Source organism: Paenibacillus glacialis, from assembly GCF_001637205.1.
GTDB lineage: Bacteria > Bacillota > Bacilli > Paenibacillales > Paenibacillaceae > Paenibacillus_AQ > Paenibacillus_AQ glacialis.
Map to the genome: position 1 here is coordinate 417267 of NZ_LVJH01000070.1, position 22415 is coordinate 439681.

Annotated in this window: 26 protein-coding genes; 3 read left to right on the forward strand and 23 right to left on the reverse strand. The window is 39.1% G+C overall.

Annotated features, from left to right (window positions below):
* Positions 1-10: 10 nt before the first annotated feature.
* The 14 genes from PGLA_RS24620 to PGLA_RS24685 form a co-directional block, all read right to left on the reverse strand.
* Complete coding sequence (locus PGLA_RS24620) at positions 11-1342, reverse strand: peptidase U32 family protein (RefSeq protein WP_068537833.1); 1332 nt, start codon at positions 1340-1342, stop codon at positions 11-13.
* 29 nt (positions 1343-1371) lie between these two features.
* Complete coding sequence (locus tag PGLA_RS24625; protein ID WP_068537834.1) at positions 1372-2304, reverse strand: peptidase U32 family protein; 933 nt, start codon at positions 2302-2304, stop codon at positions 1372-1374.
* Between the two features lie 13 nt (positions 2305-2317).
* Complete coding sequence (gene mltG / locus PGLA_RS24630) at positions 2318-3367, reverse strand: endolytic transglycosylase MltG (protein ID WP_068537835.1); 1050 nt, start codon at positions 3365-3367, stop codon at positions 2318-2320.
* A 105-nt stretch (positions 3368-3472) separates the two neighbouring features.
* On the reverse strand, positions 3473-3784 hold the full coding sequence (locus PGLA_RS24635; protein ID WP_068537836.1) for a DUF1292 domain-containing protein: 312 nt from the start codon (positions 3782-3784) through the stop codon (positions 3473-3475).
* Positions 3777-4091, reverse strand: coding sequence for a DUF1292 domain-containing protein (locus PGLA_RS24640; RefSeq protein ID WP_068537837.1), 315 nt, complete (start codon positions 4089-4091; stop codon positions 3777-3779). Before PGLA_RS24640 ends, PGLA_RS24635 begins: the two co-directional genes overlap by 8 nt.
* Positions 4092-4102: 11 nt before the next feature.
* Positions 4103-4519, reverse strand: a complete 417-nt coding sequence (gene ruvX / locus PGLA_RS24645) for a Holliday junction resolvase RuvX (protein ID WP_068537838.1) — start codon at positions 4517-4519, stop codon at positions 4103-4105.
* A 9-nt stretch (positions 4520-4528) separates the two neighbouring features.
* Positions 4529-4789: an IreB family regulatory phosphoprotein gene (locus tag PGLA_RS24650; protein ID WP_068537839.1), complete on the reverse strand. Its 261-nt coding sequence runs from the start codon at positions 4787-4789 to the stop codon at positions 4529-4531.
* A gap of 145 nt (positions 4790-4934) precedes the next feature.
* Positions 4935-7568, reverse strand: a complete 2634-nt coding sequence (gene alaS, locus PGLA_RS24655; RefSeq protein ID WP_068537840.1) for an alanine--tRNA ligase — start codon at positions 7566-7568, stop codon at positions 4935-4937.
* Between the two features lie 376 nt (positions 7569-7944).
* Positions 7945-9003: an AI-2E family transporter gene (locus PGLA_RS24660; protein ID WP_425415422.1), complete on the reverse strand. Its 1059-nt coding sequence runs from the start codon at positions 9001-9003 to the stop codon at positions 7945-7947.
* A gap of 301 nt (positions 9004-9304) precedes the next feature.
* On the reverse strand, positions 9305-9517 hold the full coding sequence (locus PGLA_RS24665) for a hypothetical protein (RefSeq protein WP_068537842.1): 213 nt from the start codon (positions 9515-9517) through the stop codon (positions 9305-9307).
* A 5-nt stretch (positions 9518-9522) separates the two neighbouring features.
* Positions 9523-10047, reverse strand: coding sequence for a PRC-barrel domain-containing protein (locus PGLA_RS24670; protein WP_068537843.1), 525 nt, complete (start codon positions 10045-10047; stop codon positions 9523-9525).
* A 126-nt stretch (positions 10048-10173) separates the two neighbouring features.
* The gene (locus tag PGLA_RS24675) at positions 10174-11331 is read right to left on the reverse strand and encodes a cysteine desulfurase family protein (RefSeq protein WP_068537844.1); all 1158 of its coding nucleotides are present in this window, start codon (positions 11329-11331) and stop codon (positions 10174-10176) included.
* A 409-nt stretch (positions 11332-11740) separates the two neighbouring features.
* A complete protein-coding gene (locus tag PGLA_RS24680) occupies positions 11741-12073 on the reverse strand; it encodes a YolD-like family protein (RefSeq protein WP_068537845.1) in 333 nt (110 codons plus the stop codon).
* On the reverse strand, positions 12070-13308 hold the full coding sequence (locus PGLA_RS24685) for a DNA polymerase IV (RefSeq protein WP_068537846.1): 1239 nt from the start codon (positions 13306-13308) through the stop codon (positions 12070-12072). The genes PGLA_RS24680 and PGLA_RS24685 overlap by 4 nt, the downstream gene beginning before the upstream one ends.
* A gap of 143 nt (positions 13309-13451) precedes the next feature.
* Between PGLA_RS24685 and PGLA_RS24690 the strand changes: the two genes are divergently transcribed.
* On the forward strand, positions 13452-13655 hold the full coding sequence (locus PGLA_RS24690; RefSeq protein WP_145939659.1) for a hypothetical protein: 204 nt from the start codon (positions 13452-13454) through the stop codon (positions 13653-13655).
* Positions 13656-14266: 611 nt separating this feature from the next.
* On the opposite strand, the gene PGLA_RS24700 is transcribed toward PGLA_RS24690, so the two are convergent.
* The 3 genes from PGLA_RS24700 to PGLA_RS24710 form a co-directional block, all read right to left on the reverse strand.
* Positions 14267-14575, reverse strand: a complete 309-nt coding sequence (locus PGLA_RS24700; protein WP_068537849.1) for a DUF3139 domain-containing protein — start codon at positions 14573-14575, stop codon at positions 14267-14269.
* A gap of 167 nt (positions 14576-14742) precedes the next feature.
* Complete coding sequence (locus tag PGLA_RS24705) at positions 14743-15450, reverse strand: hypothetical protein (RefSeq protein ID WP_068537850.1); 708 nt, start codon at positions 15448-15450, stop codon at positions 14743-14745.
* A gap of 770 nt (positions 15451-16220) precedes the next feature.
* On the reverse strand, positions 16221-16733 hold the full coding sequence (locus PGLA_RS24710) for a GNAT family N-acetyltransferase (protein ID WP_068537851.1): 513 nt from the start codon (positions 16731-16733) through the stop codon (positions 16221-16223).
* Between the two features lie 547 nt (positions 16734-17280).
* On the opposite strand from PGLA_RS24710, the gene PGLA_RS24715 reads away from it, so the two are divergent.
* Positions 17281-18096 (forward strand): HipA family kinase, encoded by an 816-nt coding sequence (locus tag PGLA_RS24715; RefSeq protein ID WP_068537852.1) that lies wholly within the window; start codon positions 17281-17283, stop codon positions 18094-18096.
* A gap of 2 nt (positions 18097-18098) precedes the next feature.
* Positions 18099-18968 (forward strand): DUF3037 domain-containing protein, encoded by an 870-nt coding sequence (locus tag PGLA_RS24720; protein WP_068537853.1) that lies wholly within the window; start codon positions 18099-18101, stop codon positions 18966-18968.
* A 79-nt stretch (positions 18969-19047) separates the two neighbouring features.
* Here the strand turns inward: PGLA_RS24720 and PGLA_RS29495 are convergent, their stop codons facing one another.
* The 6 genes from PGLA_RS29495 to PGLA_RS24745 form a co-directional block, all read right to left on the reverse strand.
* Complete coding sequence (locus PGLA_RS29495) at positions 19048-19653, reverse strand: M23 family metallopeptidase (protein WP_068537854.1); 606 nt, start codon at positions 19651-19653, stop codon at positions 19048-19050.
* Entirely contained in the window at positions 19650-20057 is a 408-nt protein-coding gene (locus PGLA_RS24730; RefSeq protein WP_145939660.1) for a phage holin family protein, read from the reverse strand. Before PGLA_RS24730 ends, PGLA_RS29495 begins: the two co-directional genes overlap by 4 nt.
* A gap of 98 nt (positions 20058-20155) precedes the next feature.
* The gene (locus PGLA_RS29500; protein ID WP_281197457.1) at positions 20156-20269 is read right to left on the reverse strand and encodes a CD1375 family protein; all 114 of its coding nucleotides are present in this window, start codon (positions 20267-20269) and stop codon (positions 20156-20158) included.
* Between the two features lie 2 nt (positions 20270-20271).
* Positions 20272-20721, reverse strand: coding sequence for a hypothetical protein (locus tag PGLA_RS24735; RefSeq protein WP_068537855.1), 450 nt, complete (start codon positions 20719-20721; stop codon positions 20272-20274).
* A gap of 15 nt (positions 20722-20736) precedes the next feature.
* Entirely contained in the window at positions 20737-22101 is a 1365-nt protein-coding gene (locus PGLA_RS24740; protein WP_068537856.1) for a tail fiber protein, read from the reverse strand.
* Positions 22094-22414: a hypothetical protein gene (locus PGLA_RS24745; RefSeq protein ID WP_068537857.1), complete on the reverse strand. Its 321-nt coding sequence runs from the start codon at positions 22412-22414 to the stop codon at positions 22094-22096. Before PGLA_RS24745 ends, PGLA_RS24740 begins: the two co-directional genes overlap by 8 nt.
* Position 22415: the final 1 nt, after the last annotated feature.

Below are 22415 nucleotides of genomic sequence, written 5' to 3' on the forward strand. Positions count from 1 at the left end.
AATTACATAATTACTTTCTCTTACAACGCATCATATCAAAATAATGTACAGGTTGATCAACCTTGATAACTATTCTTTGCATGGCGTGACGAGCTGCATCCAACACGTTACCTTTCTCATCCCATATCGTATCTACGCGTTGTTTGAAAAAAGTTCCCCCAGGTCCAAAGAACTCTATTTCTTGTCCAGGCTTGAAATGATTACGCTGCTGAATGAGTGCCTTGCCGTCCTCAGAATTATATTCTAATACTAATCCTGCAAAATCGTACGGAGTGGCTTTTTCTTCAGGCTCATAGATGTGATCTTCATGATCAGGTGTATCATAGAAGAACCCAGTATTCACCGGTCGATTTGCCGCTTTATTGATTTCCTCTACCCATTCAGGCTTCAGCACATAATGTTCTGGATCAGCCATATAGGAATCGATCGCTTGTCGATAAGCATTAACGACTGTAGCTACATAATGCAGTGATTTCATTCGCCCTTCAATCTTGAAGCTGTCAATCCCAACTTCAATAAGCTCAGGGATACTTTCTAACATACATAAATCTTTAGATCCCATGGTGAATGCATTATCTTCCGGTTGAAATAATGGGTTTGGTGTTACACCATTCTTGGACGCTGATACTTCTTCTTGATCCTGAGCATCCTCTTCGGAGACCCATACGTCATTCGAAGGTGCCTCTTCAAATAGATCATAACTCCAACGACATGATTGGCAGCAACCACCGCGATTGGAATCCCGATCTGTGAAGTGGTTTGAAAGTACACAACGACCAGAATACGAGGAACACATCGCACCATGAACAAATGCTTCAATCTCCACATCCACATGTTTCTTAATTTCAGCTATTTCTTGAAAGCTTACTTCGCGTCCTAATACAACACGTGGCAAGCCCTCTTCTTTCCAAAATTTCACTGATTGCCAATTCATCGTAGATTGCTGCGTACTCAAATGTACTTCTATCTCAGGAACAGCCCGCTGGGCGATTTCAATAATCGCAGGGTCTGCTGTAATAATAGCTGCAATCCCAACTTCATGAAGATTACGTAAATAGGCTTCAATACCCTCTAAATCTTCATTATGTGCATAAATATTTGTTGCGACAAACACCTTAGCTCCATACTTCCGAGCAAACTCAACGCCTTCACGCATCTCTTCAAAGCTGAAATTGTCCGCATTCGAACGTAAGCCGTACATCTGTCCACCGATATAGACTGCATCGGCACCATAATGTACCGCGAATTTCAACTTCTCTAAGTTGCCTGCTGGAGCCAGAAGTTCCGGTTTGTCTAGACGATATCGCTTGCCCGTATACTTAGGTTGAGACATGACTTCCATTTTCCGTTCCACCTCACATCTATCTGTAATCAATACACCTGTTCTTTATAAAAGAATCCAAAAGTCAGTTCTCGGTCGGAGTTTTGTACCTTCCGAATATTATCCATATCCTGCTCCTGGTATTTATAGTTCGCTGGGTCAGCCATATAAGTATCAATCGACTGTCGGTAAGTTCTTACAACGGTCTCATTGTAGGATAAAGGCTTTAACAACCCTTCCACCTTCAGACTATTCACACCTGCTTCTAAAAGAAAATGTAAATCCTCCAATATACAAATATCATCTGAGCTCATGATATGAGTTCCGTTAATATCCTCGTATATAGGAAATTTCTCCCCTGGACGCTCAGCTTCAAGTAGAAATAAACCTCGTTCTTTACCAAGACTACCACCCTCAATGGGTCTACCTTGGTGTAACATATAGCTTCCTACTAAACTTCGCTTAGAATGATAGATATTCGTCATACCATGAATCTGTACCTGTGATTCCACTTCAAGATGACCCTTCATTCCAGTAATCTCATCCATATTAAGTTCTCTGGCAAATACTACTCGATTAGCCCCTCGGCGTCCCCAATAGTTTGCTGTTGCATAATTTGTAGTCGTCATCTCTGCGTTCCAATGAAGCTTCATCTGTGGAGCGTAAGTTTTGACCGCCATTAATACAGACGGATCATTAAATTCGACAGCATCCACGCAAGCATTCCCCAATGCTTTCACATAATCAGGAAGAGCGTCTAATAGATCATTAGACAGCAAACTTTGAAGACTCACATACACTTTTACTTGACGAGCATGTGCTTGCGCAACAGCTTGTTGAATATCTTCGATCGAGAAATTTCCTGCTAACCTCATCCCGAATCGATCATTTCCAATCAATAGGGCATCTGCCCCAGCGTTTATCAAAGGTTCGATTTCATTCAAAGATCCTGCCGTTACCAGAAGCTCTGGTTTGTTAACCATTGTTGCACCTCTTTTATTTTGACATACTTTTACTTTTTTCAATATTAACTAAATGTTCTTTATACGTCTTAGCAAACAAATGCGTTTGAGTCCCATCTTTTTTAGTCACATAGAAGAAATACTCAGAAGGTTGCGGATCAAGTGCTGCCTTAATCGAAGCAAGACTTGGGTTACATATAGGACCCGGTGGAAGACCTTTTTTCAAATAAGTATTATAAGGACTTTCAACTTCTAAATCTTTATAAAAAAGACGCTCTTTGGGCTTATCTAGCGAATATTGCACCGTCGCATCAATTTCAAGTTTTTGTTCCTTCTTTAATCGGTTATAAATAACGCCTGCGACTAGTGAACGTTCTGAGTCCACAACAACTTCACGTTCCACCAAAGATGATATGGTCAACAATTCATGTAACGTTAGCCCACGTTGCTTCATCTTTTGTTCCCAATTCTCAATGCTATTCAGCTTCTTCTCTAGTTGAGTAGTCATCGTCTTAATAATCTCTGCTTCCGTAATTCCCTTTTTCAATTCATAGGTTTCCGGAAAGAGATATCCCTCTAGTGCATGCTTAATTTCAGCGTCCTTTGGTATGACTGCAGCTAAAGTCTCAATAGCTTGGGAAGATTGGTTAGCTAATTTCAAAAAGGTCGTACCATCTACAAATCCCTCTTTATCAAGCTTGTCTGCCAGTTGCACAACCGTATATCCTTCAGGAATCGTGAAGCGAATCATTTCCTCTTTTACGACATCTCCATTATTTAGCATTGCTATTAATTCATCGTTTGACTTTCCAGGTGTGGTTGCATAGATTCCAGCTTGAAAACGACTTCCTTGATCTTTCCATTTTAAATATCCAATGAATATCATTTCGTTTTTTATCAATGCTTTCTCATGTAACAGTTTGGCAATTTGAGTCGTACCCATTCCTTGCTCAATTGTAAACTTAACAACTTCATCGGACTTCTTAACGGGTTGCATGCCGTTCCAAATATAAAATGCCACGCCACCTACAGCCAACACTATAAGCACTAGAATAATACCAAATATTTCAAATCTAGCTTTCATGGAAATCCCCTCCCTTCACAGCCAAAAAGGGCGGAAAAATCCACCCTTCCGGCATTTCCTATTGGAATGAGTTGTACACTACGATATTCGTAACGTATACACGTACTAAATATCGTTGTCTTGAGGGAATGTTAATTCATCGTATAATTCAGCGATGTTCTCCCATTCCTCATCATCATCAATGGTTACAAGTTCTAAATTCCCCTCAGCAGAAGTGATAACTTTCAGAATATCATATTCATCGCTATCATCATCTACATTAAGTAAAACGGCATAACTTTGATCTCCAACTACAAATTCAGCTGTTAGATCATATACAGATGTTGTGCCTTCTTCATCTTCCAATTCCACAGTGGGACCGAAAGCTTCTTTCAGACGACTACTCCATTCAACCTGACCACTAGAAATCTCAGTCATCTAATTCCCCTCCATCGAGTTCAGCAACAAGCGTATTGAAGGTTTCTTCAACGATTGCCCATTCCTCATCACTTTCGATCATGTACAGCTTGATATCGTCCCCAACTTCATCTTCCTCATAACGGAATGCATAGACTTCATCAGTCTCTTCATCCTCTGAATCCACGGGTACTACCATCATATATTTTGCATCGGAATCATCTACTTCGAACTTCATAATCACTTCAAATTCTTCTTCATTGCCTTCATCATCGGGAATATATATAATTTCCGGTTCTTCTTCTCTACCCATATTGTCATTAGCCATTTATATCACCCTCACTTTATGCTCTTAGAATCTAAATAGTTTTGCAAAATCAAACTGGCTGCCATCTTGTCTATGACCTGTTTACGTTTCTTTCGGCTGACGTTGGCTTCAATTAATGTTCGTTCTGCAGATACTGTTGTTAACCTCTCATCCCATAAATGAACGGGTAGGTTCAGAATTTCCTTTAGCTTATCTGCGAATTCCATGCAAATATCTCCCCGGAAACCTACTGTACCATCCATATTCTTGGGTAAGCCAACCACGATCTCAGCAACGTCATGCTCACGGACCAGAGCCGTAATTCGTTCGAACTCAATCCCTTCGCGACGACGTTCAATAACTTCAAGCCCTTGAGCAGTCCAACCAAACATATCGCTAACTGCCACTCCAATTTTGCGATCCCCATAATCCAACCCCATGATTCTCATCAAGTTCTCCTAACGGTGATTGGCTAAATAAAATCTTACCAACTCTTCAATCAATTCATCTCGTTCTTTCTTTCTCACGAGACTTCTAGCATTGTTATGGCGCGGTATATAAGCAGGATCTCCGGATAAAAGATAGCCGACAATCTGGTTGATCGGATGATATTCCTTCTCCGCCAAAGCATCGTATACCGTTAGAAGAATCTCCTTCGAAGATACCTCTAACTCATCGCCATTAACATTAAACTTGACTGTCTTATCCATGGAATCCATTCACGACACCTCGCTTCTTTAAAACATCATTAAACATGTTTTAGCGAATACAATCTGAAATATTTGTTTACAGTCCCTATCATAACATATTCATTGTGCTGTAAGGAAATCCCCATGTGAAAAATAACCGAAATTTCTCCTATTTTTATACCTTAAGACTTTGAGCCACGAGTTCATTTGCCAATTTCAAAGCTTCGTCAAGCTTACTTGCATCCTTGCCCCCAGCTTGAGCCATATCAGGACGACCACCACCGCCACCACCACAGACAGTTGCAATCTCTTTTACCAGCTTGCCTGCATGGAGACCTGACTTCACTAAATCTTGAGGTACTGATACGACAAAGTTTACTTTATCATCCATCGCTGCACCAAGAACTAAGACAGCATTCGGAAGTTTCTCTTTAAGCTCGTCTGCAATAGAACGGAGACCATCCATACTTCCAGCATTGACACGAACCGCTAGTAATTCTACACCATTTACAGATAGAACTTGGTCACTAAGCTTACCTGCTTCAATAGTACTCATTTTACTCTGCAGTGACTCGTTCTCGCGACTTACCTCTTTAAGCTGTACATGTAATGCTTCAATACGTTTAGGCACATCATGCAGATTGGATTTAAGAAGGTCTGCAGATTGTTTCAGAATATCTAGTTGTCCTTCCATGTACTGATAGGCTAAACGTCCAGTCACAGCCTCAATACGTCTTACCCCTGAACCAATTCCACTCTCACTTACTAATTTGAAGATACCAATCTGTGAAGTATTACTTACATGGCATCCACCACATAACTCAAGGCTATACTCTCCAACTTGCACAACTCTTACAATGTCACCATATTTTTCACCAAATAACGCCATAGCGCCTGCAGACTTCGCTTCATCAATCGATTTAAGTTCAATATTGACATCAAGACCATGCCAGATTTGTTCATTTACACGGCGTTCAATATCAGTAAGCTCTTCTTGAGATATACTACCGAAATGTGAGAAGTCAAAACGTAATCGTTGAGTATCCACTAAAGACCCGGCTTGGTTAACATGATCTCCTAACACTTCTTTAAGAGCTTTATGAAGTAAATGCGTTGCCGTATGGTTCTTCACAATATCAGAACGTTTCTCACGACTAACTTCCGCTTTAAGTGTTTCGCCGACTTTTAACTCCCCATCTTCTACTACCACTCGATGTACATGTTGACCTAATGGTGCTTTGAATAATCCTTCTACCTTGGCCGTAACTTTGCCTACTCGTAACAGTCCCTGATCACTGACCTGTCCTCCACTTTCCGCATAGAACGGTGTGACATCGAGTATAACCTGACAAGTTTCTCCGGCTGATACACTATCAACTAGGGCGTCATTCACGATGATTGCCAAGACGTTAGACTCGGTTACGCAGTCATTATATCCAACAAATTCACTTTTAATCGTTAGATCTGAAAGAATACCGCCTTGAACTTGCATACTGCCACTATCTTGTCTTGCAGCACGTGCACGCGTACGCTGTTCTTGCATTGCGTTATCAAAGCCTTCTCTATCTACTGTAAGTCCATGTTCTGTTGCGTAATCTTCCGTCAAGTCGAACGGGAATCCATACGTATCATAGAGTTTGAAAGCATCACTCCCACTAATGGTAGCCTGCCCTTGTTGCTTCGCTTGATTACTGATTTCCTCTAGTATGGATAACCCATCGGATAATGTTTCATGGAAACGCTCTTCTTCTGTTTTAATCACTTTTTCAATGAATTCACGTTTCTCGACAACTTCAGGGTAATAACCACCCATAACATTCCCTACGGTTTCTGTTAACGAATATAGGAATGGACGATCTAGACCCAACACTTTTCCGTAACGGACCGCACGACGAAGCAAGCGACGAATAACATACCCTCGACCTTCATTTGAAGGTAACACACCATCAGCAATAGCAAATGCAACCGTACGAACATGATCGGCGATCACTTTGAAAGCCACATCCTGCTCTACACTATCGTTGTACTTCACTTTCGTTAATGATGCCGTTTGTTGAATAACGGGTTGAAACAAATCCGTGTCGAAGTTGGAGTCTACATTCTGCAGGATCGAAGCCAATCGTTCTAGACCTGCACCCGTATCGATATTTTTATTTGGTAATGGCGTATAACTGCCATCTTTATTATGGTTAAATTGTGTGAAGACCAGATTCCACACTTCTAAATAACGTTCATTCTCTCCACCCGGGAACATCTCAGGATCAGACATATCACTTCCATAAGCTTCTCCTCGGTCATAGAAAATTTCAGTACAAGGACCACATGGGCCTTCCCCAATATCCCAGAAATTATCTTCCAGCTTCACAATGTGATTCTCAGCTAGACCAATCTTCTCATGCCAGAACTTATAAGCTTCCTCATCTTCAGGATATACTGTCACAGATAAGCGTTCCGGGTCGAATCCGATCCATTTCTTATCCGTTAGAAATTCCCAAGCCCATGTAATAACTTCTTCCTTAAAATAATCACCAATAGAAAAGTTACCTAGCATTTCAAAAAAAGTATGGTGACGGCGTGTCTTACCTACATTCTCGATATCATTAGTACGTATACATTTCTGCGAATTTGCAATTCGTGGATTATCTGGCTTCTCACGTCCATCGAAATAAGATTTCAATGGAGCCATACCTGCATTGATCCACAAAAGGGATGGGTCATTATGGGGAACTAGAGGAGCACTCGGCTCAATTTTATGTCCCTTCTCTGCAAAAAACTCCAGCCATTTGGAACGAATTTCACTTGCTTTCATATCAAACGCCTCCATCATATAGTTCTAGCATATATGCCTCAAAACACAAAAAACGCCCCTGAATATTCAGGGACGATTATATCGCGGTACCACCCTGGTTATCGCCTCAGTCCAAGTCATCCACTCGTCCATGTCTAGCGATCGCCTTTGTTACGGCTTCTAACGGGGTCCACCCGATGAATTTAGCTCACACTCCGAAATTAGCTTTCGGACGGTTACACTTTCAGACTCTCTCAGCCTTCATGACTATATACCATAAAGGAGTCTGTTCTCTGGTTAAGGAACACCGTCGTACTTCATTTCATCGTCGATTTGTCATTTTTTGCTCATTATCAGTACAAGTATATAGACGTCGCTTGCTTCTGTCAATCCAGCATCACACGGTCTTTCGCTTGATATAATAAGCGAAGAGATGCTGAATAATAACTTTAACAACAGCCAATAGAGGAACAGCAAGAATAAGTCCTACGACACCTGCAATTTCTCCACCGACTAATAACGCAAATATAATAAGTACAGGATGCAAATGTAGCTTCCTACCTACAACTTGAGGAGAAATTACATTACTCTCCATCACTTGACACACGGTATTGACTACAATCACTAGCAGTACCATTTTGAAAGATACCGTAGATGCCATTACAACCGCGGGCGCTGCTCCTAGGAAGGGGCCCAGATAAGGAACGACATTAAAAACTGCGACTACACTCGCAAGCAATAGTGCATAAGGCATACCGATGATCATATACCCGATATAAGCAAACACGCCAATAATAAGACAGACCATGAACTGACCACGGACATAACTACCCAGTGCGCTATCGATTTCTTTTAACACAACAACGATGGTCTTTCGTCCTGAACGCGGTAAGTAGGATACCACCGTCCGTTCGAACACATCGAAATCCTTTAAAATATAAAATATAAGAAAAGGTACAATAAATATGTTGAGAACCACATTAATTGTATTTCCAATATTATTCATGAAAGCAGATATTCCATGTGCCAGTCGATCTTCCCACTGAAAGAACCAATCCATAACACCTGCTCGGACCCCTGATGGAAGAAGATTAGAATTTAAATTCGTCACGAAACTTTGAGCATGCATGGTCATCTCTGGAAGGTGCTCATTCAATTCATCTAGCTGCTCAATAAACATAGGGATCATATTCATGAGAATGACCACGAGGCAGGATATGAACACTGCATATATGAGAAGGACAGCTATAATACGTGGTACTTTTCGATTCTGAAGCATACTTACGACCGGATTAAGAACATACGATATGATCATGGCTACCATAAATGGAGCAAGAATGACTTTTAGAAAATGATAGATATTCATAAATAAAGGACGTAGTAACCATATAAAATATATAATAATCAGACCTAGAAGTACCCAAATCATTAATCGAAACCATTTGTTGTGTGACATGGATTCCAACCGTTCTTCCTCCTTTTCGGACTAGCTTCTACAAGTAGTATATGTACAGAACTTGCAGAATAATCTATAGAAGGACACTCTTCAATTATATTATGCTATGCAAAAACACCTCTGATTCACTGCCAAAAGTATTGGCCACGAATCAAAGGTGTTTAAGGGTATGTAAGAAATACATGACACAGGTATATAGAATGTACTAAAGTTTGCGCTCACAAGTTCAATCATTTTCTAAAAAAATCATGAATGATTAGGGTTCGTCTTTAGTTCAATCTATTTAGTTAACCTCATACAATTAAGAAGAGACATGTATATGAGGAAAATCCTGAGGAATTTCTTCAGCACCAAAGAATAAATCATCCAGAGAACTCAATGTTCCATCTTCCTCTACTTGGTATACGGACATTTTCTCTCCGTTAACCGTTAGTTCGATGAAACAACCCCAGCAATAGAACTGATGAGATCCAATCTTTCCGATATCTTTCGAATTACAATTAGGACACTTCATTATTTTCACCTATCCGCTTCCAGAATAAGTGGCTTTATTAAACGTTCCTCGCTCATCGGAGGTACTATAATAGCATCTTCTCCAACAACCATATCGGACGTACAAGGTAGCCACTTTCGTCCTTCAATTATATCTGTGACAAAACCATCACTTATTTCCAGACCTACTATTGTATTGCCCACTTCCTGGTCAATATAAACATCTGATATCCTGCCAAGTATGAGACCTTCCTCCGTTATGACAGGTAAATCTTTCAGCTTATTCTTCCCCAGAGAATAGGTGAACTGTATGTTGTCGGCTTTCGTCTTACGAACAGCCTGTTGATTACGAATCATTACGGCATCTTCACCGTAAGCGACAATATCATTCCAATCGATTGTGTTAACCATATTGGAGAATAACGCTTTACGTTCAAGTTCACAGCCCACAATTGTCCAATGGGCATCTAATATGAAATCGCATACTTTGCCAATCTCCTTGCCCACTTCCACATCAAACACCGAAATTCCAATCATTTCTTGAAGCTTCAAGGCAAGAACCCTCCTCACCATCATCAATTTGAAATCACAGCAGCTATTTTCGTACATTGATTGCTATAACATGATTTCTTGGATGAAATGGAAACTATTCATACCTCCTTATCCATCGTCGGGGAATTACCTATGATCTCTCTTACGTATACGCTGAAGAATGGTTCCAATAATTCGGGCAGTACATTCCATATCTTCAATAGTATTACCCAAACCATAGCTAAATCGAATCGCCGACTTCAAAATTTCCTCAGGAAGTTTCATAGCTTTCAGTACATGCGATAATTCTAATGAACCAGAAGTACAAGCCGATCCACTTGCTGCAGCAATTCCTTCCATATCCATACTCATGAGAAGTGTCTCCGAATCGACTTCAGGAAAGCTAATATTGAGAATGTGTGGTAGAAATTCCGTAGAATGACCGTTCACGATATAGAATTCACGACCAACTTCCCGTTCTAATGCACCCAGCAATGTATCTCTAAGCAGTAAATAATAGTCGTATCGAACTTGGAATTGGTCATATACAAGCTCGATTGCTTTGGAAAAGCCTACAGTACCAGCAATATTCTCTGTTCCTGCACGACGTTTCTTCTCCTGAAGCCCCCCATACAACTGAGCATTCAATTGTATACCACGACGAACATAAAGTGCCCCAACGCCTTGAGGACCATTAATCTTATGTGCTGAGAAGCTCATAAGGTCAACAGCCAACTCTCTACAAGAAATCGGAACAGCACCTAATGCCTGCACCGCATCTACATGAAACAGAATACCTCGACTACGTGCTAATTCACCTATCTCATGGATAGGCTGGATAGTACCTACCTCATTGTTACCATACATGATACTGATCAGGATGGTTTCCTCTGTGATTGCATTCTCTAGATCCGTTAGATTAATTCGACCTGTGGAATCTACAGGAAGATATGTAATCTGGAAACCTTCACGTTCCAGTTGATCACATGTATGCAAGATAGCATGATGCTCAATGCAAGAAGTAATAATATGCTTACCTTTGTGGCTTAATAATGAAGATACCCCAAATAAGGCTAAATTATCACTTTCTGTTCCCCCACCTGTAAATACAAGTTCATCAGGGTAACAATCCAACAAAGCACAAGCTCGATCTCGTGCTCCGTTCAACATACGTTTAGCACTTCTTCCAAACGTATGTACACTTGAAGCATTACCATATTGTTCAGTCATAATCTTCATCATGACACTAGCTACCTCTGGATGAATAGGTGTAGAAGCCGCATGGTCCAAATAAATTGAATTCATTATATAGCCACCGCCTATTGAAATTAAATATAGAACATCTTGTTTCATTAGTCGCCAGCATTTACGACCATTCATTAATGTTATTATATCCGTTTTTTAAAAGTATAATAGCTTCTGTTTTATCGTCCACATTCGTAGGTATTCGCAGGGAATGTTATTTTTTTAGTGATTTTTTAGACGAAATCATTCCAATAAGATCAACTATACTTATCTCTATTATAACCACAATCGGAATCCGCTGTCACTGCGACCCATTAATGCTACCTTGGATCAACGAACTATTGTTAGTATTTCATTACAAACTTCACTATGCTATTCCTTTTAGAAAACATCTCTTCTTTCATTTCCCTTCATTATAATGCATTGGGAAAATTCGTAGGTACGATTAGAAGAGTATGGATATAGAACTTCACTCAGCAGAAATTATATCTTTAATCTGTACCCATTGCCACTCACCTATCCCCATCGCCAGTTTTATCTCCCTTCGGTACGTCTGCACTACAGTAACCACCCCTTGTAGCTCGATTACCTTGCGGTCCCCAAATAACTTTAGCGTGACAAAGCGACTCTCACGGAAAGACCTAGCCAAAACACCCTCTATCTGTTCAACCTCCTGTTCATCTAAATCAGGCTGGGTTACATAGCTATGTCTTAATTGATCTTCTATTATTGCCACTTTGTGTTGCGGCAGCATCATCCGACTACTTTCCCATAAACCATTACCGTTAAGCTTCTTACTCATTTATAATGTCCTCCGATCTTAGCGTTTCTATCAACTGCTTGACCTGCTGAAGTTAAAGAACTAGCTCTAAGTATCGAAATTTCTCCAAAGCGCTCTTTAATCTCATCCATAACCTTATCAATAGCTCTTTGATGCTCCTTATCGTCAAACAGGCTTAACTGATAAGATTCAGCGCTGGTTAACTCGGATAACGAAACACTCACTCTTCTAACAGGTTGCCTATCCCAATACCTATGAAAAAGTTTCTTTGCAACGTCGTATACCTCAGTCGTTATATTTGTAGGATCGCTTAGCTTCATTTGTCTGTGAAATCCTGTAGGATAGTCAAAATCAGCGCCAGAAATACCCACAGAAACTATACTTCCCATTAATCCCTTTTTCCTTACTCTCCTTGAAACCTCTGTACAGATATCAAGAAGAACGGCTTCTATTTCCCATGCTTGGCTGTAATCTCTAGGAAGGGTCATCCCATTTCCAATGTCTTTCTGGACATTATGAGCTGCTAATGTTACCGGGGAGTCGTCAAGACCGTTTGCCACCCTCCAAATTACCTCACCGTTTACGCCCCACTTGTTTCTCAGCTTAAACAAAGGTGTCTGTGCCAGATCACCGATAGTGTTTATTCCCATCTTCCACAGGTGCTTTTCCATCTTCGATCCGATGCCCCACATGTCTTTGACCGGCTTATGCCAGATGTGTTTGTAAAGTTCGCTTTTCTGTAAATAAAATATTCCATCAGTGTTCTTTTTCGCTATCATGTCACAGCAGAGCTTAGCGATCACTTTGTTTTCACCAATCCCTGCTCTAGCCACGACCCTTGTCGCAAGGTAGATTTTATTTTGAATTTGCCTTGCTAAATCAATCGGATCGTCATCAAAAAAGTGTAGGCTGCCCGTGACATCTGCAAACATTTCATCAATAGAATATGGCTCAACGAGGTCCGTAAACGACTCAATTATCCTTTTTATTTGCATAGAAACATCAATGTATTCTTGCATGTGTGGCCTTACAATAATCAGCTCTGGACACTTCTTTAGAGCTTGCCATAGTGGCTCAGCAGTCGTTACCCCGAATGCTTTAGCGAGAGGACATGCTGCCAGTATAATACCCGATCTACGTTCTGGGTCTCCAGCCACTACCAATGGCTTGTTTTCATAAGAAGGTACTCTAGCCTTCTCCACACTGGCATAAAATGATTGCATGTCGATAAGCATTATTGTTCGAGACTTCTTCATCTATATTTCGCCTCCGTAAACACGAACGTCTGTTTGTAGTGTATGCGAACGAATGTTCTTTATTCAAGAAAAATATTTTTCCAAGTAAGAAGGTTTTATACATGAATCGGCAGAATATTAAATGCATGAACGGGAGGGATTTTATGGACGTGAAGGATGAATTGCGTATAGCTGTAGCAAGTAATCAAAAAGTCGCTGTAAGGCTCCATAATGGAGAAATAATAACCGGAGTGGCAGAAGCATTCACAGCCTCTAGCCGTGCTAAAATTAGAACTAAAGAAGGTCCTACGTGGGTGCCTTTCGCAGACATTGAACATGTTTCGAGGGTTATAAATATGCTTCGTTAAATAAAAATAGAGACCCCTTTGGCGGTATGTCTCTGTGGTCTTTCGTTTATTATTAAAATGAAAATCAGCGGTAGGGCACCTTTCCGCCTTGATGCGTTAGATCCACAAAAGAATTAACTATCTCTGATATGCTACCTTTAGATTTAACGTTGCCAGTACGTTTGAAAAAAGTCCTTCACAACATACCATAAATAACTCTGCTGATGTATGTAATTCAATTTCTGAAATAAAAAGTCTATCATTTGGGATCATAACTTCTTTCAAAATTTTCCATAAATCTATGACACTTTGAGAATCCTGTACGTTCAAAGAAATTATTCTATCGTTAGGATGTGTGTATCTTAAATTAGTCTTGATTTTATCGTCAAGTACACAAACCATTTATTCGCTTTCTGCGTTCATGATTTAAAGCAGGCTATTATAGCTGGATAGTATTTGACGCTTACGGCGTGCTTCCTCCGTTTTCTTCAAACACATCCGAACGTGTGTCGTATCCATTGATCATTGCAAACCACGCAGCCACTCTCTGCGCAAAGAATGGATGTAAATTAAATGGGTACCAATAAAAATAAAGGAAGGAAGCATTGTTTAGCTCCCTTCCTTTATTTTGTCTAGTTATTTCCCTTCTTTAAACGTTGTGGTTTTTTAGGGTCTAATTGTGTCCAGGTCGATGCATCTCTATCTGTAAAAATATAATCAGTATCTGGGTCATCTGCAAATCTAACATATACGGGGAATTTTGGCATAGAACTAAGTTTTGCTTTAATACTAATTATATCAGATTCAGAATATCCCTCTACTGAAATCAAATGATCACTTAAGCTTTTTTCAAGTGTGTTGTACTTAATCTGAAGAGTTGCATAAATGCCAACAATAATTAGAACAGTAATTATTGTAACAATAATCACAACTTTTCTCATTTTTAAAATCCCCCCTTGTTCGAATCTAAGTTGAAATAGAATCAACAACAATAAAATTCTCATAGACTATAACATAGTTTGGGAGTAAAGATAATAAGTAATAAGAATAAGTTCTAAAAATACATGTAGAGCTAAAGGAAAATCTGTTAAAGGCAACTTTTTATTAGTTATCTAGCTGTAAATGAAGTTAAATAAATAACATTAGGAGAACTCGCTATCATTGATGGGGTGACAAATCCTCTGAGATCCGGTGTATTATTAAGATTAAGCATGTCTAATCCTTCTCCGAAATAAAATGCTTGCCAGATAAATTTAGAACAATAATTTGGAGAGAGAGTTCCTAATTTGGCAAATGGTTCAATAGAGTATTCCTTTACAGAGCTATAGTTGTACGTGGCCCATTTAGCAGCATTTACGCCTCTTCCATCTCTAGGTCTATAAACTTTAATAGTTTCTCCAACACCATGTCTATTCATATATCCTGTCATATTGTCTACGGTACCACCATTTACTGGTAATGTTACATGAACGACTTTAAAATTTGAGTTTACAATTCCAGTATGACCAACAATTTGAGAACTGCTCCCGAGTGTTTTTGTAGAGTAGAGAATATCTCCGATTCGCATCTCAACATTAGTTCCTGGATATGTAGGACCTGGTTCTGCAAAAAGTATAATTTGGTCTTCATTAAATTGGGTTAAGTTTTCACCTTCGTTACTATAATTATCTTCAGTTAATGCAGATTGATCAAAATTGAGACTTTCCTGTTGATCAAAACTATTTGCGCTGACATTGGATTGCCCAACAGGCATAAAACCTACTAACATAAATAAGACTGATAAAACCAGAATGCTTTTAGCTAAAAAACTCTTCATTTTTTTTCCTCCTAAAGATATTTGTTTTAGAGATTCTATCATCATACTAAATAGGTTATTATTTACAATAGGTAAAAAGCCTTATTATGTAATAACATGTCATTTTTTCAATGTTATAAAAAGATGATTATTGTATTATTTTGTTGTTTTATGTCATTTTATTTGTTTTTATTGAATTATTTGAGATTATTAAGGTCTATACTAATTATTTTTGATAGAGTGAAATAATGTTAATTCATGTTAGTCAAACAGAGGAAGTAGGGTGAGAAGGTTGGATTATCAACACGCCATGTTATTTTTCTGCTAAGGAAAATTTTCCTTACCTAAACAAAAAAAATACCCCACCGACCAATTAAGGTTAGCGGGGTATTTTTACCGATGTTTTCGGATTGCATAACGATGCTTTCGTATATGTTACGACTAATATAATACATTTGTGACATTCTGTAAATGAATACTATTCGCTGCTAAAGAAGAGTTTCATTAACGCACTAAGGCCCCGCCAGTGATTACCCTGCGGGGCCTTACCATATACATAAGAGGTACCTTTATAGTAGAGGATGAACCTTAAAGGGAGATTATATTGGGGTTAGAAGTAGATAAATGCTCCTCTGGCATATATTATTATGCTGTTTGCCTTTATTTAGATTCTTATATAAATCAAATAAGACCACTTTAGCGTTATGCCTCTGTGGTCATTGTTTTGGACTATCGTGTTCCGTTAGTACAATAAGCTAGGAATTTATCTTCATCTAAAAACACCTTATAGCTCATTTCCATTCTTCTTCCAAAATAGCGTAATAGTATTCATCCCACCATTCAACACCATCTGGTATACATTTTTTAAAATAGCCTTCTCTCCTCATTCCAATTTTCTCCATTACTCGATATGATGAAATATTCTGAGGCTGACATGTAGCTATAATCCTATGTAATTTCATTTTCTCAAAACCGTATTTCAATATAGCTTGCGCTGCTTCAGAAGCATACCCTTTTTTGTGATATTTAGGATTAACCACCCAACCGATCTCATAAGTATGATCACCAAAATACTTATAAAAAACAATGTGACCAATGAGAAGATTTTCTTCCATTAATACAACAGGAAAATTTTCGGCGTTATCACCCGTGTTTTTATTTATAAACTCCTTAGCATCTTCTTCAGAAAAAATCCCAGCAGGTAAATATTTCATAACATTAATGTCTGATGTATACTCATGTACAGCCTGCCAATCTATAACTTCAAATTTGCGTATCAATAATCTATCTGTTTTTATATACATTCTTCACTCTTCCCCCATCAAAATTATTAATCCATTTATATTTGTTTCGATAATAGATGTTAAATACCCTCTAAAATAAACAGTCGTTCTTCAACTATCCTGTCTAATGGTTCATTCTTATAACGTAAAATACCCTGCAAGCACTCACGCCAGCAAGGTATCATATGTATTAAAAGAGGTTGTCTTTATATTAGAAGATGAACCTTAAAGGGAGATTATGTTGAGGTTAGGACCAAATATAATACCATAGCGGGTTATACTTCTTTGCGGCATTTTTCCGTTTACTTATAATCACTATACAAGTAGGAGACTTAAATTTTAATAACCTTTAACTTCTCGGCTTCGATGGTTAACATTCAATATTTTTTTCGTCAGCCTACTCAGATTCGGATCTAAAATACTAGAACCCCGCCATTACAACCCATTTTAGGCTTATGATATGAGTAGAAACTACTTAATCGTTAATTAATTTATTTGTTGTAATATTTTTCTAAACCACTAAAATAGAGAGAGTTACCACATATATAAATAAAGTGGGTGTCAGTGTGTGCAAATTGTAAATGCGGTAAGACCAATACAGCCAGTTAATAACGGTGTTACTAAACCTTATATTCTTTTAGGTAATGACGGAAATTCATATTACACAAAGTTTAAAGAGAATCCTGAAACTTCAAGAATCTTAGCTAATGAGTTTGTTTGTGCAAAAATTGCCAAGTTTTTAGACTTGCCACTCGCTTCTCCTACATTAATAAATGTTGACCAAGACTTCATTGATATTTTTGGGACTGAAATTACAGAACATATAGAAAGTGATGTTTCAATTTCCAAAGGACTTCATTTTGGAACAAAGAAAATTAATAAGGCCTTCCAAATAGTTAATTCGAAGATGATTGAATCGGCAACTAATATAAAAGCTATTCCTGAGATTATTTTATTTGATCAATTAATCTGTAATACTGATCGGGATAGAAACGGTGGAAACTTGATATTCGACCAATCTAAGATGAAGATTGTAGTAATTGACCATTCTCACGCCTTTGATATTGGACCTCTTTGGGATGCACATCAACTCGAAATTAGGGTTGGCTCACAATTTGAACCGTTTGCCCATGACGGATATATTTTTAGAAAGTTAGTCCCTTTTGTAAAAGGCAACAACCCCTTCGACCCAATAATTGTTAAAATGTTAGGGATGACATCTGAGTTTTTATGGCATACTATAAGTAGTATACCTGATGAATGGATCATTTCGATGGATGACAAATTAGCTTTACATTGCTATTTGTGTGACCGTCTGCATAGAATAAGTAATGCTCTACCAATATTAAAACCGATATTACCAAATTGGAAAGGAGGAAGTTAATCATGGATAATAAATTATGTAAATATACAGTTTTACGTTACGTTCCTGATGAAAACAGAGAAGAATTCATTAATATAGGTGTGGTGCTTCATTCACCTGAAGATAAGTATATTGATTGTATAATTACAACTAACTTCTCAAGGGTCTCAGTTTTTGATGATGAAATTGATATTCCCTTTTTGAAAATTGTTTTAAGTGGAGTGAAAGAAGATTTTTCTAAAAATTCCATGGTTAGCGGGCCCTCTTACGAAGATTTAGCAGATAAAAACTATTTGGAAAAGGCGACATCTATATATATAAATCAATTACAATTTTCAAAAATAAATTTATTTAGATCAAGCGACTTTGATACTGACTTATTCAATCTTTACAAGGTTTATGTCCATTTCGAAGTTCAAAAAAAGTCTAGATTAACTGATCAAGAAGTTAAATCTATTATGAATAAAGTCATACGCACCAAGACACACAATTTAGATCAATCCTTAGAAAAAAATCTCAAGTTCGATATTGGTTCTGAGCAAATTGAATTAGATTACGCATATAAAACAAAGAAAAAGGAAATAAAAATTATTAAAACATTTTCTTTTGATTATACTCTACGCGGAAGTAAGCAAGCAGCTCAATTAGCAAAAGAATGGGCTTATAATTTTAACAAGTTGAAATCAAAAGACAGGCTCAAAGAACATTTCGAAACAAACAATGTAGACCTTACTTCTTTGGTCTATATAAAAGACCTAACTAAGAATGTAAAGATTGCTTTAGAGATTCTTAAAGAAGAAACAAAAACTTTTGAAGTTCATAACCATCTGCAAATTGAAGACTTTGCTGATCAAATGGTGGATGAGATGACTGGACAGTCTAAAATCGTATAATAATTTAAAAAACCTGTTACTTACGATGGTGTAAATAACAGGTTTTTTCTATCACAACAGATCAAATTGGAAAAAGCGGTTAACTATTCTGTTTCTCTTGTCCAGAAGCAGCGCGTAATTCATCGGCTAACCGGCCAATCTCTAGTTTATCAGCAGGTGTCTTGGCAACTCCCCAAGCTGGCTTAAGATACTTATCAATGATTGCATTTGCGTCTTTCTTATCCACGATTGATATCTCCTCTTTGGAATAATAGTCTTGCAGATATTTTGTAGGCTCCACTACACCACTCTCAGTCTCGGTATAGCCATTAGATGGTGAGCATGACTTGCGGATCTCATAATGCAAATGTGCGCCTGTGCTTACACCTGTACTACCTTGAAGCCCCACCTTTTGCCCTCTCTTTACCTTATCGCCTACTTTTACCGATACAGCGGACAAATGAGCATAACAATGAAGATAACCTTTGTTATCCTTGATAGCTACTACGATGCCGTAACCTCCGAATCCAGAGCCTTTTGTACCTTCCTTTGCATGTGTTACTTCACCAGAGACAAATGCATACAGCGGACCCGTGGAGGGTGTCGTTACGAGATCAACGCCCTTGTGGAACTTTGGTACTTTATATACTGGATGCATACGCATGCCGAATGGACTTGTTAGTCTGTAAGATTCAAATGGATTCATGATTGATCGCTCCCTTTTTGTTTAAAAATAGCTATGACATCTCTGATCTTATTCGGTAACGGCAAACCCATCCGCCCATAATTCTCTGTGACCGAGATAAGTTCATTCGCCAAATAAAAGTAAATGGCACCAATCATAATTACATCTGTACCAAATAACTCATCTAAACGATGTGCCAAAATCACAACAAGCAGCATAAGCCCCTTTTTAGCTAACCCCCAAAACCCAACACTACTACTAAGACCTTTCCCTTCTTTTAATGAAGCTAAAATTCCGGTTACATAATCAATCACAATCGCAAATAGAAAAAACGATATCAGTTCAGACCATTCACCTAACAGGTAAGTCGCTGCTGAACCTAAAAGAGCTATGCCCCACTTTAACGTTAAATCCAATCTTTCCATTTCCATTCCCCCTATTAAATATGAATAGCCCTCGGATTGGCTCCAAGGGCAAAATAAAAACACCTCATTGGGTGCTGTTGATGTTGTGTATTATCATCCTAAACCGTCACGTCTGCGTCTAATAATGTTTGTGTCTTGGATTTCCAAGTTACGGGAACATCGTCAATCGTACGCAAGCCTTTGTTGATTAAATCGTAATATAATTTCGCCATCCCTAAACACCTCCCGCGATAACTTCGGCTAGTTCTGCAATTGCCAACTGCGTATTTGTTTTTTCTATTTCGGATGCTTCCGCCACCTCAGCGATCGCTATCATTAAATCCCCATTTTGTACTTTTAATTCCGCTACCTGATCAGTCAACGACTTGACATAAACAGGCGGTTTCTCTGGTTCGTTTGGATCGGGATACGAAAATTCTAACGCGTGTGTGGCGGGATTCACGCGGTATCCGTTACATTCGGCAAAATCTTGAGCGTATTGACCATATTCCAACTCGATAACATCGAACGATTCCTGGTCCCGGTCGCGCAGTACAGGGTAAATCCGTATAAGCTCGTCAACGCTGTGGATATGGACGCCATCAGGAGCTATTTGAGACGGAGTTGTAACCAACACGTTTCCGGTGTCAACTTCGTAAAAAACTTTGCTTCCAGTCTCTACCATACTGATATACCTCCTTTAAATTGTTAGGAACAAGTATTGCCATCCTACATCGCTACCACCGCTTATCGGCACCGTAATTTCAACTCTATCGCTATACACATCTGCATAAAAATCGCCAGAACTCCAGCCAAAAGCGAAGTATACCACCCTGCCTCGACCACTAACGATTCTTGAATATGCTAAATAGTTGACTTCGTTCCCGTTAACCCACAATGCGATTGTTTTGATATTAAAACTCTGAGTTTGGGAATTGAATGGTATGATTATTCTCGTACCGGGTGTTTGTTCTACATACCCGCGAACAAATGGTGTTCCCTCGACCAGTGTTCCCACAACGCCTAACATATCCACACCACTACGGACGTTTTGTGGTAGTAGCGTTGGGGCTGGATGTGTTACCCATGTCGATCCGTCGTAGCACCCGTTTGGAGGACTTAAAAATATACGATCTCCTGGATAGGTAACTTGTGAGTTAGCTGGCTGGTGATTATTCTCAGCGCTTCTGTTAGGCATTGCGCCCGCAATCGGTCCTGTCACATTCGTAGCTGTTTTCCCTACTAACAAATCAGCCGGAACTGCATTTCCAGTTGCTTTAACAATCGCTGCCATCTTAGCAATAAGGGTATCCCACGTATCATTTATAGTAGCCGCAATTCCTTTGGCAACAAGCACGGCAACCACTTCCGCTTTACGCTCATTGCCAGCTTGCTTTCCCGCCTGTGCCTCTTTCATAACGTCATTTAATGCCTTTTCTGTGACGGCTATTGTTTGGCTTGTGCCGTCCGTTTTATTGGATAACATGGTAATACCACTTACTGTCAATGAAGCGGACGGAACCGTAATGTTCTCAATTTTCTTAAGGATTTCAGCCATGTTTATGGTACTTCGTTTATCTGTAGAGGTAATAACTCCGCTGGCATCAGTGGCAACATACCAAAGTAAAAGAGCAGTTGCCGCAATTGCTTCCGATGTTGTCTTTTTTATCTTACCGTCTAAGTCCAAATACAAATATTGACCCTGTGTCGGATTTAGTGGTAAGCTGCCCGCTAGCACTTCAAATCTTCTACCGCCAACATATGCGATTCCTGATGTCCAACTAACCGTGAGATCCTTAGTTGAAAATTCAAATCCTATTGCCCCGTTGAATGAAGCTACGAAGTTTCCCCCAAGTTCTTTTGCCAACATCTCTACTAAATCATGAGCACCCCCGATCCCTGTTTCCATACTGTTTAAACGGGTAGAAGTAATCCGTGTCCCTTCTTGGACAAGCTCAAAGAGCGGTCTCCCTGTCTGCGGATCAGTCTTTTGTTTCCCATTTGTATCTAGAATCGGCTTAGTCAAATCCGGTATCTCATCTTTCCATACTTGTTTGTTATACATTCGTTGTCGCCTCCAATCGTACTGATATCTCAAAGCCAATTAAAAAGCCCTTATCGTTTTTGATGACATTAAGGCCTTGGTTTGCTAACGTATTACCATCCTTATCCATCAGGGATGATCCTAATATTTGTTTCCCCACAGCCTGCGTTTCGGTTACGTAAACGTATTTGCGGACAGATTGGCTGGAGAAGATCGTATTGTGTATCGGATAATGAATAAGCTCTCCCCCGATATTCAATAGCGCGTGGTCAAAACGAGCGCTCATGTCCTGCAAGATATAATCCAGCAAGCGCGGCTGTACAAGGTCGGCCATG